14 protein-coding genes are annotated in these 14388 nt (G+C 67.3%); 6 read left to right on the forward strand and 8 right to left on the reverse strand.

Going from position 1 to position 14388, the window contains the following annotated elements:
• Positions 1 to 12: 12 nt before the first annotated feature.
• From O3S82_RS16200 to O3S82_RS16225, 6 genes are all read right to left on the reverse strand, one after another.
• Positions 13 to 1758: a branched-chain amino acid ABC transporter ATP-binding protein/permease gene (locus O3S82_RS16200; protein ID WP_269304211.1), complete on the reverse strand. Its 1746-nt coding sequence runs from the start codon at positions 1756 to 1758 to the stop codon at positions 13 to 15.
• A 24-nt stretch (positions 1759 to 1782) separates the two neighbouring features.
• Positions 1783 to 2721 carry a branched-chain amino acid ABC transporter permease gene (locus tag O3S82_RS16205; protein ID WP_269304213.1) on the reverse strand — a complete coding sequence of 313 codons (939 nt, stop codon included), beginning with the start codon at positions 2719 to 2721 and terminating at the stop codon, positions 1783 to 1785.
• Positions 2722 to 2794: 73 nt separating this feature from the next.
• On the reverse strand, positions 2795 to 4027 hold the full coding sequence (locus O3S82_RS16210) for an ABC transporter substrate-binding protein (RefSeq protein ID WP_269304215.1): 1233 nt from the start codon (positions 4025 to 4027) through the stop codon (positions 2795 to 2797).
• Between the two features lie 52 nt (positions 4028 to 4079).
• Positions 4080 to 4838 (reverse strand): ABC transporter ATP-binding protein, encoded by a 759-nt coding sequence (locus O3S82_RS16215; protein WP_269304217.1) that lies wholly within the window; start codon positions 4836 to 4838, stop codon positions 4080 to 4082.
• A gap of 608 nt (positions 4839 to 5446) precedes the next feature.
• The gene (locus O3S82_RS16220) at positions 5447 to 5893 is read right to left on the reverse strand and encodes a Zn-ribbon domain-containing OB-fold protein (protein WP_269304219.1); all 447 of its coding nucleotides are present in this window, start codon (positions 5891 to 5893) and stop codon (positions 5447 to 5449) included.
• Complete coding sequence (locus O3S82_RS16225; protein ID WP_269304221.1) at positions 5890 to 7047, reverse strand: thiolase domain-containing protein; 1158 nt, start codon at positions 7045 to 7047, stop codon at positions 5890 to 5892. Before O3S82_RS16225 ends, O3S82_RS16220 begins: the two co-directional genes overlap by 4 nt.
• Before the next feature lie 114 nt (positions 7048 to 7161).
• Here O3S82_RS16225 and O3S82_RS16230 point away from each other — a divergent pair, with 114 nt between their 5' ends.
• Positions 7162 to 7614, forward strand: coding sequence for a VOC family protein (locus O3S82_RS16230; protein ID WP_269304223.1), 453 nt, complete (start codon positions 7162 to 7164; stop codon positions 7612 to 7614).
• A 76-nt stretch (positions 7615 to 7690) separates the two neighbouring features.
• On the forward strand, positions 7691 to 8533 hold the full coding sequence (locus tag O3S82_RS16235) for a TIGR03619 family F420-dependent LLM class oxidoreductase (RefSeq protein ID WP_269304225.1): 843 nt from the start codon (positions 7691 to 7693) through the stop codon (positions 8531 to 8533).
• A gap of 48 nt (positions 8534 to 8581) precedes the next feature.
• On the opposite strand, the gene O3S82_RS16240 is transcribed toward O3S82_RS16235, so the two are convergent.
• Both O3S82_RS16240 and O3S82_RS17380 read right to left on the reverse strand, forming a co-directional pair.
• Positions 8582 to 9748 (reverse strand): acetyl-CoA acetyltransferase, encoded by a 1167-nt coding sequence (locus tag O3S82_RS16240; protein ID WP_269304227.1) that lies wholly within the window; start codon positions 9746 to 9748, stop codon positions 8582 to 8584.
• Positions 9745 to 10194 (reverse strand): Zn-ribbon domain-containing OB-fold protein, encoded by a 450-nt coding sequence (locus O3S82_RS17380; protein ID WP_442864734.1) that lies wholly within the window; start codon positions 10192 to 10194, stop codon positions 9745 to 9747. The genes O3S82_RS16240 and O3S82_RS17380 overlap by 4 nt, the downstream gene beginning before the upstream one ends.
• Before the next feature lie 20 nt (positions 10195 to 10214).
• On the opposite strand from O3S82_RS17380, the gene O3S82_RS16245 reads away from it, so the two are divergent.
• Genes O3S82_RS16245 through O3S82_RS16260 form a run of 4 tightly spaced genes read left to right on the forward strand, consistent with a single transcriptional unit; the run spans position 10215 to position 14299 of the window.
• On the forward strand, positions 10215 to 11384 hold the full coding sequence (locus tag O3S82_RS16245; protein WP_269304229.1) for a CaiB/BaiF CoA transferase family protein: 1170 nt from the start codon (positions 10215 to 10217) through the stop codon (positions 11382 to 11384).
• A complete protein-coding gene (locus tag O3S82_RS16250; protein ID WP_269304231.1) occupies positions 11381 to 12514 on the forward strand; it encodes an acyl-CoA dehydrogenase family protein in 1134 nt (377 codons plus the stop codon). Before O3S82_RS16245 ends, O3S82_RS16250 begins: the two co-directional genes overlap by 4 nt.
• Entirely contained in the window at positions 12501 to 13511 is a 1011-nt protein-coding gene (locus O3S82_RS16255; protein WP_269304233.1) for an acyl-CoA dehydrogenase family protein, read from the forward strand. The genes O3S82_RS16250 and O3S82_RS16255 overlap by 14 nt, the downstream gene beginning before the upstream one ends.
• A gap of 11 nt (positions 13512 to 13522) precedes the next feature.
• Positions 13523 to 14299 (forward strand): enoyl-CoA hydratase/isomerase family protein, encoded by a 777-nt coding sequence (locus O3S82_RS16260; RefSeq protein WP_269304235.1) that lies wholly within the window; start codon positions 13523 to 13525, stop codon positions 14297 to 14299.
• The last annotated feature ends 89 nt before the right edge of the window (positions 14300 to 14388 follow it).

Here is a 14388-nt window from a genome sequence, read left to right on the forward strand (position 1 = left end):
GCGTCCCGGCAATCACACCGGGCGTCCGAAGTAGATGGAGGTCAGCTCGGGGTCGTTGATGACGTCCTCCGGCTGACCCTCGGTGAGGAGGCGTCCCCGGTCGAGGAAGAGGACCCACGAGGCGACCTCGCGTACGACCTGCATGCTGTGCTCGACGATGCAGATCGAGGTGCGGCCATCGGCGACGATCTCCCGGAGCAGGGCGGTGAGCTGAGCTCGCGCCGCCTGGTCCAGACCGGACATGGGCTCGTCGAGCAGATAGCAACTGGCTCCGGTGGCCAGCAGGCGTCCCATCATGAGCATCTTCTGCTCGGCGTAGGACAGCTCGCGCGCCAGCACGTGGCGCTGCTCGAACAGGCCCAGGCTTTGCAGGATCTCCTCGGCGCGGGCAGCAGCCACGTCGTCGCGACCACGGGCGGCCGCCACCGAGAACTGCGACAGGAGCGAGTCGTGACGCGTCTCCGTCACTGCGACGTGCACGTTCTCCAGGACCGTCATGCCCTCGAACAACCGCACGTCCTGGAACGAGCGGACCACGCCGATCTGCGCGCGGCGCTCGGCGCTGAGCCGGGAGATGTCACGATCGCCGTAGGTCATACGTCCTGTATCGGCCCTCAACGCACCGCTGAGCAGGTTGAAGACCGTGGTCTTGCCCGCCCCGTTGGGACCCACGAGTGCCGTGACTTGTCCGGGACGGATCTCCAGCGTCACGTCGTCGACGGCCCGCACGCCACCGAAGGCGATGCCGATGCCCTCGGCCCGCAGGGATCGAGCCTCGACGAGCTCGCCCGAGCCGGTCGTGCGCGGGCGCACCAGCACGGCCTCGCGATCACCGCCGGCGCCTCCGTTGCTCCTTCGGGCCTCGCGCTTGCGTGCCTCGCGCTGAGCGATGACGGCGGGATCGCGACCCAGGAGGCCGCGGGGCCGATAGATGAGGAGCAGCAGCACGACCAGTGTGTAGATCATCCCGTTGACCGGGCCGGCCACGGTGTCCGGAATGTCGGCGAACTTCAGTGCCTCGGGGAGTGCGAGCACGACTGCCGCACCAAGAAACGGTCCCCAGTAGGCCGCGAGTCCGCCGATGATCGTGATCGACAAGATCTCCACCGAACGGTCGAGCGTGAACTCCGCGGGGCTGATGTATAGCGTGTGCGAGGCGTAGAGGCCTCCGGCGATTCCGGCGATGGCTGAACTGAACGCGAAGACCGTGACCTTGGTCCACAAGGCCTTCTTGCCCAGCGACCGGGCCGCCGGCACATCCTCGCGGAGCGCCTTCAAGAGCCGACCGTAGGGGGAGTGGACGACGCGCCAGCATACGGCGGCCACGATGAGGCAGACGATCCATGCGAGGATCGCAACCTCGAGGTTCGAGTCCAGCTGGTGACCGAGGACGGTCGGTCGGGGGATACCGGCGATGCCGGCCGATCGACCGGTCAGCTCCAAGTTGTTGAACAGCTCCACGAGAGCGACCTGAACCGCAATCGTCACGATGAACAAGAACTCGTCAGAAAGGCGCCCGGCGGCGTATCCCACGCTCAGGCTCATGACGCCGGCGAGCAGAGCGCCGACGGCGACGGCAGGGATGAATTCGAGCTGGTAGTCCTTGACGAGGATCGCCGTCGCGTATGCGCCGATGCCGAAGAAGCCTCCGTGCGAGATCGAGAGCAGGCCACCGTATCCCAGGAGCAGGTTGAACGAGATGCCCAGGATGACGAAGATCGGCAGCAGGCCGAGCAGGCTGATCAGGTAGTAGGTCATGTCAGGTCCTTGGTCGGCTGGGTGTCAGTGGGTGGCGACGAGGGAGGCGGCTGGCGCGTCGTCCCGCGCCGACGACCGGCGCCGGCGGGGCTTCTTCCCCGCCCCGACCAATCCAGTGGGCCGGAAGATCACGAAGGCGAAAGCCACGATGAAGAGGATGAACTCGCCCCATTCGGTCGGCAGCCAGTACAGGGGCAGGGTCTCAGTCAGCCCGACGAGGATGCCGCCGATGAGCGCTCCACTCATGCGACCCATGCCACCGATCGTCAGGGCGATCACTGCCTTGAGGAGCAGGTCGAAGCCCATGTGCGGGTGGACGGGCGCCTTGAGGGCCAGCAGGATCGCAGCCGGTACTACCAGCACCGAGCCGAGCACGAGGGAGCGCAGGTGCACACGATCGAGGTTGATCGCCAGTGCCTGAGCGCGCGACGGGTTGTCGCCGACGGCCCGGAACTCAAGGCCGGCGTGGGTTCGAGTCAGGAACCAGTGCATGAGGACGAACAGCACGACGCTCATGACGATGACGCTCAGGTCGTATGCATCGATGCGGAAGCCCAGTGTGTCGTTGCTCCAGGTGAACCACGAGGGCACCGCAGCGGTCACGACTCCGGAGCCCCAGAAGAACTCGATGACATAGGCGCCGAAGGCGACAAGCAGCAGGGAGGCGACCAGGACGACCATCGGATCGGCGTCACGGCGCGCGAGCGGTTTGTAGATCAGGTACTGCATGGCGGCGGCCAGCACGGCAGCCGTGGCAAGTGCACCGAGCACCGCCAAGACGAGCGGGAGCTCCTCGGACGTCCCCAGGCTGTAGAAGACGTAGCTGGAGAAGACGAACGTCGCACCCTGCGCGACGTGGAAAACCTTGTTGACCGACAGGATGAGACTCAGTCCGTAGGCGAAGAGTCCATACAGCAGCCCCATGACGAGACCGGTCTTGACGAGGGTGATCAGCAGGTCCACGAGAAGGAGCCTTCCGGGTCGGGTGGGAGGCGGCGTGTCCCCCGGGAGACGGGAGACACGCCACCTGAATCGGTCAGTTGGACGCGGTCACCGAGTCGACGGTGGTGTCGTCGAGCGGGTCGTCCTCGTAGTTCGTGATCTGACGGACGATCGTCGGACCGTGGTAGGTGAGCTTGTCGGTGAAGTCCATCGGACCGACGATCGGCGCCGTCAGGTCCTTCGAGCTGTTGACGATGGCGAGGACATTCGTGCCCGTGACCGGCGCGCCCTGTGCGCGAAGCTCCTTGATCGCCTCGGCGTAGAGGAACGCGGTGGCGTAGAAGTAGGCATCGTACGAGGGGTTCTGCAGCACCATCTTCGGGGCGCGGTCCTGGATGCGTCCCATGAGCGCCTTGACCCCGTCAACGTCCTCGGGGATCTGCGACATGTAGATCAGGTCGTTCATGGCTTCTTGGCCGGCCGCGCGGATGAGCTTGCTCTCACCGACGCCGGCGTAGCTGCCGACCGGGATGTCGAGCTTGGCCTGCTCGACAGCCTTCATCGTCGATGCCCCCTCGACCAGCAAGGTCTGGACGTACAGGAAGTCGACGCCGGAGTCTTTGACCTTGGCCACTTGTGTCGTCGCGTCCGTCGCATCCTGACGGATCGACTCCTGGGCCACGACCGTGGCGCCGCGTGCCTCGACGGCCGCCTTGAAGGCGTCCGCGGTGCCCTGCCCGGTCTCGTTGTCCACGTAGATGGTCGCGAACTTCTTGTAGCCCTTCTGGTCGACCAGATACTCGGCATAGTTCGCGAGCTGCGCGTCGTTCATCGGCAGCGCATTCACCAGGTTCGGGCTGGAGCCGATCAGCGCCGGGCTCTGCGCGCCCGCATTGAGGAGGGCGAGACCGAGGTCCTCAGCCACGGGAGAACCGGCAGAGACGACGGCACCCCAAGCGGTGATGACCGCCGGCACCTTGTCGACGGCGCCCAGCTTGTTCATCGCGCTGACGCCGCCTTCGGCCGTGGCCTGGGTGTCAGCGGTGACCAGCTCGAGGCTGATGCCATCGTCCTTGAACTGCTCGTTGACGTCCTCGATGCCGATCTCCACGGCCATCTTGAACTCTTCGCCGTACGCCGCCGACGGACCCGTGAACGGAAGGGCCAGGCCGATCCTGTACGTCTCGTCGGAGGTGGTCGGCGTGCCGGTCGCGCTCTCGACGTCCGTCGTCGCACCGTCGTCGCTCGAATCGGACGTCGTGCACGCACTGACCGCCAGGAGGGCCAGCGTCACCGCCACGACGCTGGCGGAGCGGAGCTTTCGCATGTCGTTTCCTATCATTCGTCGTCCTGGGCTTCAGGACGAGCTGGATCGATGCTCAGAACAGGTCCCAGATGTCGGGATCGTCGAGCAACGCTGATGCGGGACGTTCCCGCACCATTTCCCCGAGCCTGAGCACGTAGGCGCGGTCTGAGACTCGCAGTGCCTCGTGGATGTTCTGCTCGACGATCAGGACGCCGATGCCGAGCTCCTGGTGTACCGACCGGATCTGGTCGAGCATCGTCTGCACGAGGACCGGAGCCAGTCCGGTGGACGGCTCGTCGAGCAGGAGAAGGCGAGGGCTCGTCATCAGTGCGGTCGCGATCGCGACCATCTGCTGCTGCCCGCCGCTGAGCGTGCCAGCGTCCTCGTGAAGCCTTGAAGAGAGTGCCGGAAAGAGGTCGAGGACGAAGTCCATCGAGACCTTCTCGCGGCCGGTGGCCCGGCGGGCGATCCCGCCTCCGAGCTGCAGGTTCTCGCCGATCGTCAAGTTCGGGAATACTCCGCGTCCCTGCGGCACGAGAGCGATGCCGTCCTGTGCCACGCGGGCCGAACCGTGTCCGATCTGACTCATCCCGCCGAAGTCGATGTCGCCGCGCTCCACGCCGATCACGCCGGCGACGGCTCGGAGCAGGGTCGACTTCCCGGCCCCATTGTGCCCAAGCAGGCTGACGACCTCCCGCTCCCTGACCGTGAGCGAGACATCTCGCAGCACCGTGTGGGCGCCGTAGCCCGCCGTGACGCCACGAACCTCGAGGGCTGCGCCCGGCGACATCGTCTGGACGGCGGCGCGGTGGCCGTCTCGCGGCTCGGTCATAGGACTCCTTCGGTGTCGATCGACGGGTGTAATCCACGTCACGTCTAAGTAGTAGCATACTTATGATCAATCGCCTATACTTTTTCGCCAAGCCTCCTTCGCGGTCACGCGCCGAGCCGCTGAACCTTGCGCGATGACGTGCATGAGCCAGCGCTCTAGACGCACGCCGAAGGCGACCCGTGGCGAACCCTTGCTCGTGCCCCGTCGCGCAGGACGACACGGCAGGGACGGACGCCGCAGGCTTGGAACGCACGAGCCCCTGCCGAGCCTTGGCCTCGAGATCAAGACGTGAGGTGAAAGCGCGACGTTGTCTCAGTGGGCCCGAGATCGCGTGGAGCTGGCCCAATGACGACAGCTGGGTGACGCGGCGTGACGGGCCTGCGCCGGGTGGGCAGTTCAAGAGGCACGCATCTCCCGCCTCTCCACCGGGGGGGCAGACGGCGGGGTGCGTCCATGCCCGGGATCGACTGGACCTGAACGCCGGCCTCGCGCAGCCCCTCACGGTCCGACAACGAAGCGTTTCCGTAGGTGCGCCAGCTGCGCGGCCAGCAGCCCAGGGTCGCGCTTACGGAGGCGAGCCGCGGCCCAGGTTTCGGTCTTCCCGCGCGTCAGTCACGAGAGCCGTCCGTCCGCTCGACCGGCGCAAAACGCAGGGCCGGAAGATCTCCATCCGGGCCCTGCTCGAATCGGGCACGTACCCGTTGGCCTGGCACGAGGTCGTCGGGCGCGATTGACACGACATTCGCCGTCAAGGACACCCCCTCGTCCAGCTCCACCACGGCCACTGCGAAGGGCACGTGGCTTGCCCAGGGGCCGCCTGCGCGACGCACCACGGTGGCCGAGTAGATCTGCCCCACTCCGCTGGCGGGCCGCCACTCAAGCTCGTTCCGGGCGCAGCGTGGACAGAATCCACGGGGGTACCAGAAGGGCTTCTCGCACGCGGCGCACCACGGCAGCACCAGCCGGCCGTCGCGCGCAGCGCTCCAGAAGGGCTCCGTCGCGGGGTCGACGTCGAAGGATGCGGTGGGCAGATCTGAGGACAGCAGCTCGCTCATGCGAACCTCCCGAGGACGATGGTTGAGCTGTAATGTGACGACCCGAGTCGAAAACCGGTGCCCGAGACCAGAGCCCACTCGAGATCGGGGACTTGGAGTTCGACGTGGGCCTCGCCGCGGACCTGGCGGACGGCCTCGATCAGGCGCGACATGCCACCGCGGTTACCGGGATGGTTGTTCGATAGGCCCCCTCCGTCAGTGTTGATCGTGAGTGGACCGGACCCGGCCACAAGTCCCCCATCTTCGACAAGAGGACCTGCCTCGCCTCGCTTGCAGAAGCCGAGGTCTTCCAGGGCCATGAGCACCGTGATGGTGAAGGAGTCGTAGAGCGACGCGTAGCCGATGTCCGACGGCCCGACGCCGGCCTCGGCGTAGGCGAGCTCGCCGGAACGTCGGATCGCCGAGTACGAAAGATCGACCTCGCCGACCAGGGACGACTTGGTCGCCTCGCCGTGCCCGTGCAGAACAGCTCCCGTGCGGCCCAAGTCGCGAGCGACGTCGGGGTGCACAACCACGACCGCCCCACCCCCGTCGGTCACGACGCAGCAGTCCATCCGGTGCAGCGGATCGGCGATCAATGGCGACTCGAGCACCTCCTCCACCGTGACCTCGTCGCGCAGGAATGCGTTCGGATTCTTCGCCGCATGACGTGAGGAGGCAACTTTGACCCAGGCAAGTTGCTCCGGGGTCGTGCCGTGTTCGTGCATGTGTCGGCGAGCAACCATCGCGTAGTCGGCGACGGGGCCGTACCCCCCGGCTCGTCCGTCCTGGTGGAAGGCGATCGAGGGGGCGATCTCACCCACGGTCGGAAGCTTTTGTCCCTGCGCCGGGAGTCCGGCCAACGAGATCACGGCCACTCGGCACTTGCCGGCAGCGATCGCCGCCGCTGCATGTCCGACGTAGGCGACATAGCTGGAGCCGCCCATCTCGGAGGACGCCGAGTACGTCACGGCAAGGCCCAGGTGCTGGGCGAGGTCCAGCACCCCGTGGCCCGGAGCCGTCGAGTCGGTGAAGAAACCGTCGACATCCTGCGGCGACAGTCCCGCGTCGGCGAGGGCTCCCGCCACCACCTCTTGATGCACCCGCGCGAGCGAGTACCCAGGGAGCCGCCGGCCCGGGTGCTCGAACGCTCCAATGATGACCGCTGCCGGCATGAGGGCCTCCCTGACTAACGATTGATATTTACTATTATCATTGTTAGCATCTTAGTGCGACCTGTGTCATGTACGTGGTCGCCGTCCACCCTCAATCGCGGAAAGAGACTGCGCATGAAGATCGAACGCATGGAGCTCGTCGGACTCGAGGTCAACGACCTCGACGCCGCCATGGCGGAGTTCTCAGCGCTGCTCGACACGACTTTCATTCGCGTGGACTTCGGCAGCCCCGGCCTGGTTCGCTTCTTCCCCGCGGACGTCTCACAGGAAGGTAGCGACGCCTCGATCAGCGTGGCGATGGATCGCAAGGGCTACCTCGAGCTCATCCAGACCCACCCGCCCACCTCGCGCGAGCGGGTGCGGAACATCCATTTCAAGGTCGACGACATCGACGCAGCGATCGCGATGATGCGATCGCGTGGCCATCGGCTCGTGCAGAACCTCCAGATCGGCACGATGCGCGAAGCGGTCTTCGGCGCGCGCGAGACCCGCGGGCTGCGCATGTGCCTGGTCCAGTACGACGCGTCCAGCATGATCGACGCGATGCTCGAGGCACCCGACGCGTGACGTCAGACCTGGAGAAGCTCCACCCCTACGGCCCGCCGAAGGTCGGCGTGCTGCACCTCGAGCCGAGAGGATGCCCATGCATCTCGGAATCATGATGTTCTCCACCGACCTCACGGTGGCGCCCGGCCCCTTGGCGACGATGATCGAGGAGCGTGGGTTCGAGTCCATGTTCCTTCCTGAGCACAGCCACATCCCGACGGCTCGGTCGACGCCCTACCCGCGTGGCGGCGAGCTCCCCCCGGAGTACTACCGCACGTACGACATGTTCGTGGGCCTCGCAGCAGCCGCGACGGCCGCACCGACGCTGACGCTCGGCACGGGCATCACGGTGGTCCCGCAGCACGACCCGATCTACCTGGCCAAGCAGGTCGCCAGTGTCGACCGGATCTCCGGTGGGCGCCTGATCTTCGGGATCGGCTTCGGGTGGAACCAGGACGAGATCGAGCACCACGGCACCGCCTACCGGAAGCGTCGCGGCATCACGCGCGAGAAGATGCTGGCGATGCGCGAACTCTGGACGAAGGACGTCGCATCGTTCGACGGCGAGTACGTCTCGTTCTCAGACTCCTACCAGTGGCCGAAGCCGCTGCAGCAGCCCGGGCCCCCTGTGGTGGTCGGCGGGCTTGCAGGTCCCAAGCTGTTCGAGCACATTGCCGAGTACGCTGATGGCTGGGCTCCGATCGGCACGAAGACGATCGTCGACGGGCTTCCGGACCTGCGGCGTGCATTCGAGTCCGTGGGTCGCGATCCTGATTCGATCCGACTGCACGCCTTCGATCCTCGGACCGATCCGGAGTTGATTGACCGGTACGCCGAGCTGGGTGTCGAGCGACTCGTCCTTACCGTGCCCCCGATGGGCCGCGACGACCTTGGACGGCGCCTCGACTCACTGCTCCCTCTCATCTCGCGAGTCGCCTGACCCATCCGAATGCCGCAGGGCGCGGGATGTCCCGAGCCCTGCGGCGTTTCACCGCGTCGCGGCGCTTCCCAGCAGGACAGTTGCCTGACTTGAGAGGACGCCACCGTTGCCATGGGCCAGAGCCACTGCCGCGTCGGCCACCTGACGGTCGCCCGCCTGACCGCGCAGCTGGAGCGCCGCTTCCGTCACGGTGAAGATGCCGTACATCCCGGGGTGACAGAAGGACAGGCCGCCGCCGTTGGTGTTGACTGGAAGTCGACCGCCCGGCGCGATCCCGCCTCCACGGACGAAGTCACCGGCCTCGCCCTTGGCGCAGAATCCAAGGTCCTCCAGGAACAGCAGGACGTTGATCGTAAAGGCGTCGTACAGCTCGACGACGTCGACGTCGCTGGGCCGCAGGCCGGCGGCCGCGAAAGCGCGGTCGCTTGACGCGGCGGCTGCCGTGACCGTCAGGTCGGGCATCTGGGAGATGGAGACGTGGGTCAGGGCCTCACCGCCACCGAGGTAGTGCACCGCGGGTTGAGGAAGGTCGAGGGCCCGTTCGGCGGAGGTCATGACCACCGCCCCGCCCCCGTCGGTCACGAGACAGCAGTCCAGGACCGAGAGCGGCGACGAGACCATCCGTGCCTGCATCACGTCGTTGATGGTCAGGTCGCCCTGGGCGAAGGCGGCCGGATTCAGCTGCGCCCACTGTCTCGCTGCCACGGCGACCTCGGCGAGGTCCTCGCGGGTGGTTCCGTATTGGTGCATGTGGCGGGCCGCCGCAAGGGCGTATCCCGACACCGGGAGCCTCGGCCCGAACGGGGTCTCGTAGGGCATCACGTGTGCACCCCCCGAGGCAACCAGGCCTCCTGCCGCTGACCTTTGGTTGCTGCCGTAGGCGATCAGGGCTACCTCGCAGAGTCCCGCGTGGATGGCGGCCGCTGCGTGACGCACGTGAGCGAGGAAGGAGCTGCCCCCGGTGGCCGTGCTGTCAGTCATGTGCGGATCGATGCCCATGCGTTCGCACAGGGTCACGGTCGGCATGGGGTAAAACGCCGAGTGCGAGAACACGGCGTCGACGTCGCGAGGAGTCAGCCCCGCGTCGTCCAGCGCCAGGTGAGCGGCGCGCTCGGTGATGTCCAGAGCGCTCAGCCCGGCCGGTGCGACGCCACAGCCGTACTCAGCCAGGCCAACGATGGCGGCTTGGCGGCTGAGGCGGCCCTCGGCGCTCACGCGCCACCTCCCGACGAGGTCGCCGACTCTCGCGCAAGGAACGGCTGCACTTGGTCCACCACCTCGACGAACGTGACGCGCACGCGGTCGCCAATCGCGACGGGCTCCGCGCCCACGTCGTCGAGGCGAGACATCATTCGAAACCCCTCATCAAGGTCTACCAGCACCACGGCGTAGGCGGACTCGTCGCGGGGGTGGAGCTGCGTCGCCGAGTAGACCTCGCCGCGCCCGTCACTGTGGTGCCACGAAAGCGCGGCTGCATGGCAGTGCGGACACCGCCAGCGGGGTGGGAAGACTGCCCGCGAGCAGGCTTCGCACCGCTGATACCCCAGTACGCGACGATCAAGGAGAGATCGGTACGTCGCGTCAGGGCTTGCCTCGGGTTCGTCGACCAATGTCATACGGTGGTCTCCTCCATGTTGACTATGCGAACAATTAGCATACATTGGTCTCGACAAGGAGTGAGATGACCGAACAACCCAGCCCGAGCGGACCGCTCACCGGCGTGCGAGTCTTGGACCTCACACGCGTGGTGATGGGCCCTTTCGCGACCCAGATCCTCGCCGATCAGGGCGCCGACGTCCTGATGGTCGAGGCGCCCGAGGGAGACACCAATCGCGTCATGGGCGCCGGCCCTCACCCTGAGCTGTCCGGGATCGCGCTCAACCTCCTACGCAACAAGCGGTCGGCGACGATCGACCTCAAGTCGACCGAGGGCCGCGAGTCGATCCGTCGGCTCGTGCTGCGGAGTGATGTCGTCGTCTCGACGATGCGACCCCACGTGCTCGAACGGCTCGGTCTCGACTACGAGAGCGTGCAGACCATCCGCCCGGACGTCGTTTACTGTCAGGCGCAGGGCTTCCGCCTGGACAGCCCGCTCGCCAATGAGCCCGCGTACGATGACATCATCCAGGCCGCCACGGGCGTGTCCGACCTCGTCGAGCGCGTCACAGGGGAGCCTGGCTTCCTGCCCACGATCTTCGCCGACAAGGTCTGCGGGCTCGTCATGGCACAGGCCATCACGGCCGCCCTCCTCGAGCGGGCCCGCACTGGCCGGGGTCGGCACGTCGAGGTCGCCATGGACCAGGCCATGCGCGCCTTCATGCTCGTGGAGCACGGGGCCGGCGCGATCAGTGAACCCCCGGTTGCCGTCCCCGGGTCTCCCGTGACCGGCTACGGTCGCATCCTGTCACGCGAGCGGAGACCGCACCCCACGAGCGACGGATGGGTGCACATCCTGCCCTACCGGCCCGAGCACTACGCCGCGCTGTTCAGCGAGGCCGGCCGTCCCGACGCTGACCTTGACCCGCGGTACGCCGACCTGCGCGCGACGATCGCGAACGCAGCTTCGCTCTACCGCGACGTCCGCGCCATCACGCCGACTCGCACGACGGACCAGTGGTTGGCTTACTGCCGCTCGGCGGGCATCCCGGCGACCGCTGTCATCAGCATCCAGGAGATGGTCGACGACCTGCCGCTGCACACGCATCCGATGGCCGGCGTCTACCGGACCACGCCCGAGCTCGCAGTGTTCCACGGCCGCGAGGACTGGATTCCCCAGCCCGCCCCCTTGATCGGCGAGCACACAGCAGCCGTGTTGCACGAGCTCTACCGCCCCGAGGAGCAACTCCGATGAGACTGGCCCCCACCCGACTGACGTCGGACGAACGAGAATTGCAGTCCGAAGTCAGTGCGTTCCTCGACGACCGACTAGCCCCTGGGAGCTACCCCCTCGGCCTCGGCATGGCCGGCGGGGTCGACAAGTCGTTCTCGCGCGACCTCGCGGCTCGGGGATGGGTCGGGATGGCGCTGCCGACCCAGTACGGCGGAGGCGGGCGAACGGCCGTTGAACGCCAGATCGTCGTCGAGGAGCTACTGAGCCGAGGGGCGCCCGTCGGATACCACTGGGTCGCCGATCGCCAGTCCGGGCTCAGCATCCTGGCGAACGGCACCGAGGAGCAGCGACGAGAGCTGCTGCCCGGCATCTGTCGCGGTGAGCTGTCATTCGCGATCGGCATGAGCGAGCCGGACGCCGGGTCCGACCTGGCTGCCGTCAGGACCAAGGCGATACGTCGGGGCGACGGCTGGATCGTGAACGGCACCAAGATCTGGACCTCGAACGCGGCCACGGCGACGCACATCCTGGGCCTGTTCCGCACGTCCGAGGAACGGCACGGCGGACTCACCCAATTCATTGTCCCGCGCGATACCCCGGGCATGACCGTCTCGCCGATTCCCTTCATCGATGGGACTCAGGACTTCTGCGAGGTGTCGTTCACGGATGTCGTCCTCCCCGACTCGGCCCGACTGGGCGACGTCGGAGCCGGGTGGGGCCAGAACACCGGCGAACTCGCCCTGGAGCGAGGCGGGGTCGACAGGTGGATGTCGCTCATGCCGATCGTGGACCATTTCGCTCGGCGACCCGACCCGACAACGGGCGCATTGGCCGACCTCGGTCGGATCACGGCCAGGCTCTGGGCGCTGCGCGGGTTGAGCCTGTCCATCGCGCGCCTCGTCGACGCCGGGCACTCGCCCGTCGTGGAGGCCGCCCTCGTCAAGGACATGGGCACGTTGTTCGAGCAGGAGGCGCTAGGACTCCTGCGACGCCACCTCGACGCGAACCCGCTCCCAACCTCGCCAGATCCCTGGGAGGCGCTGCTGGCCCAAGCCATCGTCGTGAGCCCGTCCTGGACCCTACGCGGCGGGACCACCGAGATTCTCCGATCCGTCATCGCGAAGGGACTGCGTCACCGTGACCAGCACTGACCTGAGTGAAGCCCTCCGGAGCTTCTTCGCCGACATCTGGCCCACCGACGCACCGATCCCTGAGCCACGGCCCTTGGAGCAGTCCGGGTGGCTCGCGTTGGTCGACCTTGGCCTGCATCAGATCGGTGTGGCAGAGCACGCGGGTGGGTCCGGCGGATCGCTGGGCGACCTCCTCGAGGTCGCGCAGCTGGCTGGCCGATACGCCGCCGACATTCCGATCGTCGAGCATGCCCTCGGCGCCTGGGCCCTCACCGAGGCCGGGGCCGATCTTCCGCCAGAAAGCACCCTGACGCTGGCCCACGCGGCGGACGCCTTGATGGCACACCCGGACGGGACCGTCTCAGGATCGCTGGTCAGGGTTCCCTGGGGCTCCATGTGCGACCACGTCGTCTCGACACTGCCCGACGGGCGAACGATCGCGCTGAGCGTCAGTGAAGCCGCGGTCGAACCCGGACTCGACCTGGCCGGGACGCCGTGCGACACGCTGCGGTTCGATGGCGCCTCTCCCTGGCACTGCGCGCTCGGCGCCACCGCTGAGGATCTTGCCAGCCGCGCTGCCGCGCTTCGGGTGGCACTCATTGCCGGGGCGTTGCAGAGCGTCTCCGAGCTGACGCAGCGCTACGTCAACGAGCGCGTCCAGTTTGGCAAGCCGATCGGCAGCTTCCAAGCGGTGCAGGCTCACATTGTGCTGGTCGAGCAGATGGCCGTCCTGACCGACTCCCTCGCGCATCGCCTCGCGCTGGGCTCGACCCTCGATACGTTCGAGGTGCAGGCGGCCGAGCTCGTCGCGCGTGAGAACGCCGTGGCTGCCGTCCGCGCCTCGCACCAGGCGCACGGTGCGATCGGCATGACGCGCGAGTACCGACTCCAGGGATTCACGCGCCGGCTGCACGTCTGGAGTGCGGGAACCACCTCGGCCGTCGAGGCGGCAGCCTCCCTCGGCATCCGATCTGTGGCCGCACCGTCGGTGTCGCGCCTCGTTCTCGACCCATCCTGAAGGGGACCCACATGATCACCTCGCCCGCCGACCTCGCGATCACCCACGAAGGACACGTGGCGATCTTGGAGATCGCTCGGCCTCCGGCCAATTACTTCGACCGTCCCCTCATCGCCGCGATCGCCGACGCACTGCACTCGTTCGGACACGACGACAGGACGCGGGTCGCCGTGCTGTGCTCGCAGGGGCGCCACTTCTGCGCTGGGGCGAACTTCGGCGCGACAGCAGACGGCGAGGATCGCGCCAGCGAGTCGGTGCGGCTTTACGAGCAGGGCTTGCGCCTGTTCCGTTCACCCGTCCCCGTCGTGGCTGCGGTTCAGGGTGCTGCCGTGGGTGGTGGCCTCGGCCTGGCGTGTGCGGCGGACTTCCGCGTCGCCTCCGCGCAGACACGGTTCTGGGCGAACTTCGCGCGGCTCGGCTTCCATGCCGGCTTTGGCCTGTCCGCGAGCCTTCCGCGTATCGTCGGGCCTCAGGCGGCGCTGCGTATGTTGGCGGCAGCGGAGCGGGTCGACGGCGAGCGCGCCCACACGATCGGACTCGTCGACCGCTTGGCACCGGCCGGCGAGGAGCGAGCCGCCGCGATCGCGTACGCCCACGAGCTGGCCCGGCTTGCGCCTTTGGCCGTCAGATCGATGCGGCATACCCTACGTGAGCACCTTGCAGACGAGGTGGCGGCGGTCCTGAGCCGTGAGGCCTCCGAGCAGGCTCAGCTCTGGCCGACCGCGGACAGTCTCGAGGGCATTGCAGCCAGCTTGGAGCGGCGCGAGCCGGTGTTCACGGGCCGCTAGACCGGATGTGCCCGCAGCGGCCTCGGCGGCGTGACTCCTAACGTCGAAGTCACGCCGCCGCTTGCGTGGCAGGTAGAAAGAGCTCCGAC

This window comes from Aeromicrobium sp. HA (assembly GCF_027171405.1).
GTDB lineage: Bacteria > Actinomycetota > Actinomycetes > Propionibacteriales > Nocardioidaceae > Aeromicrobium > Aeromicrobium tamlense.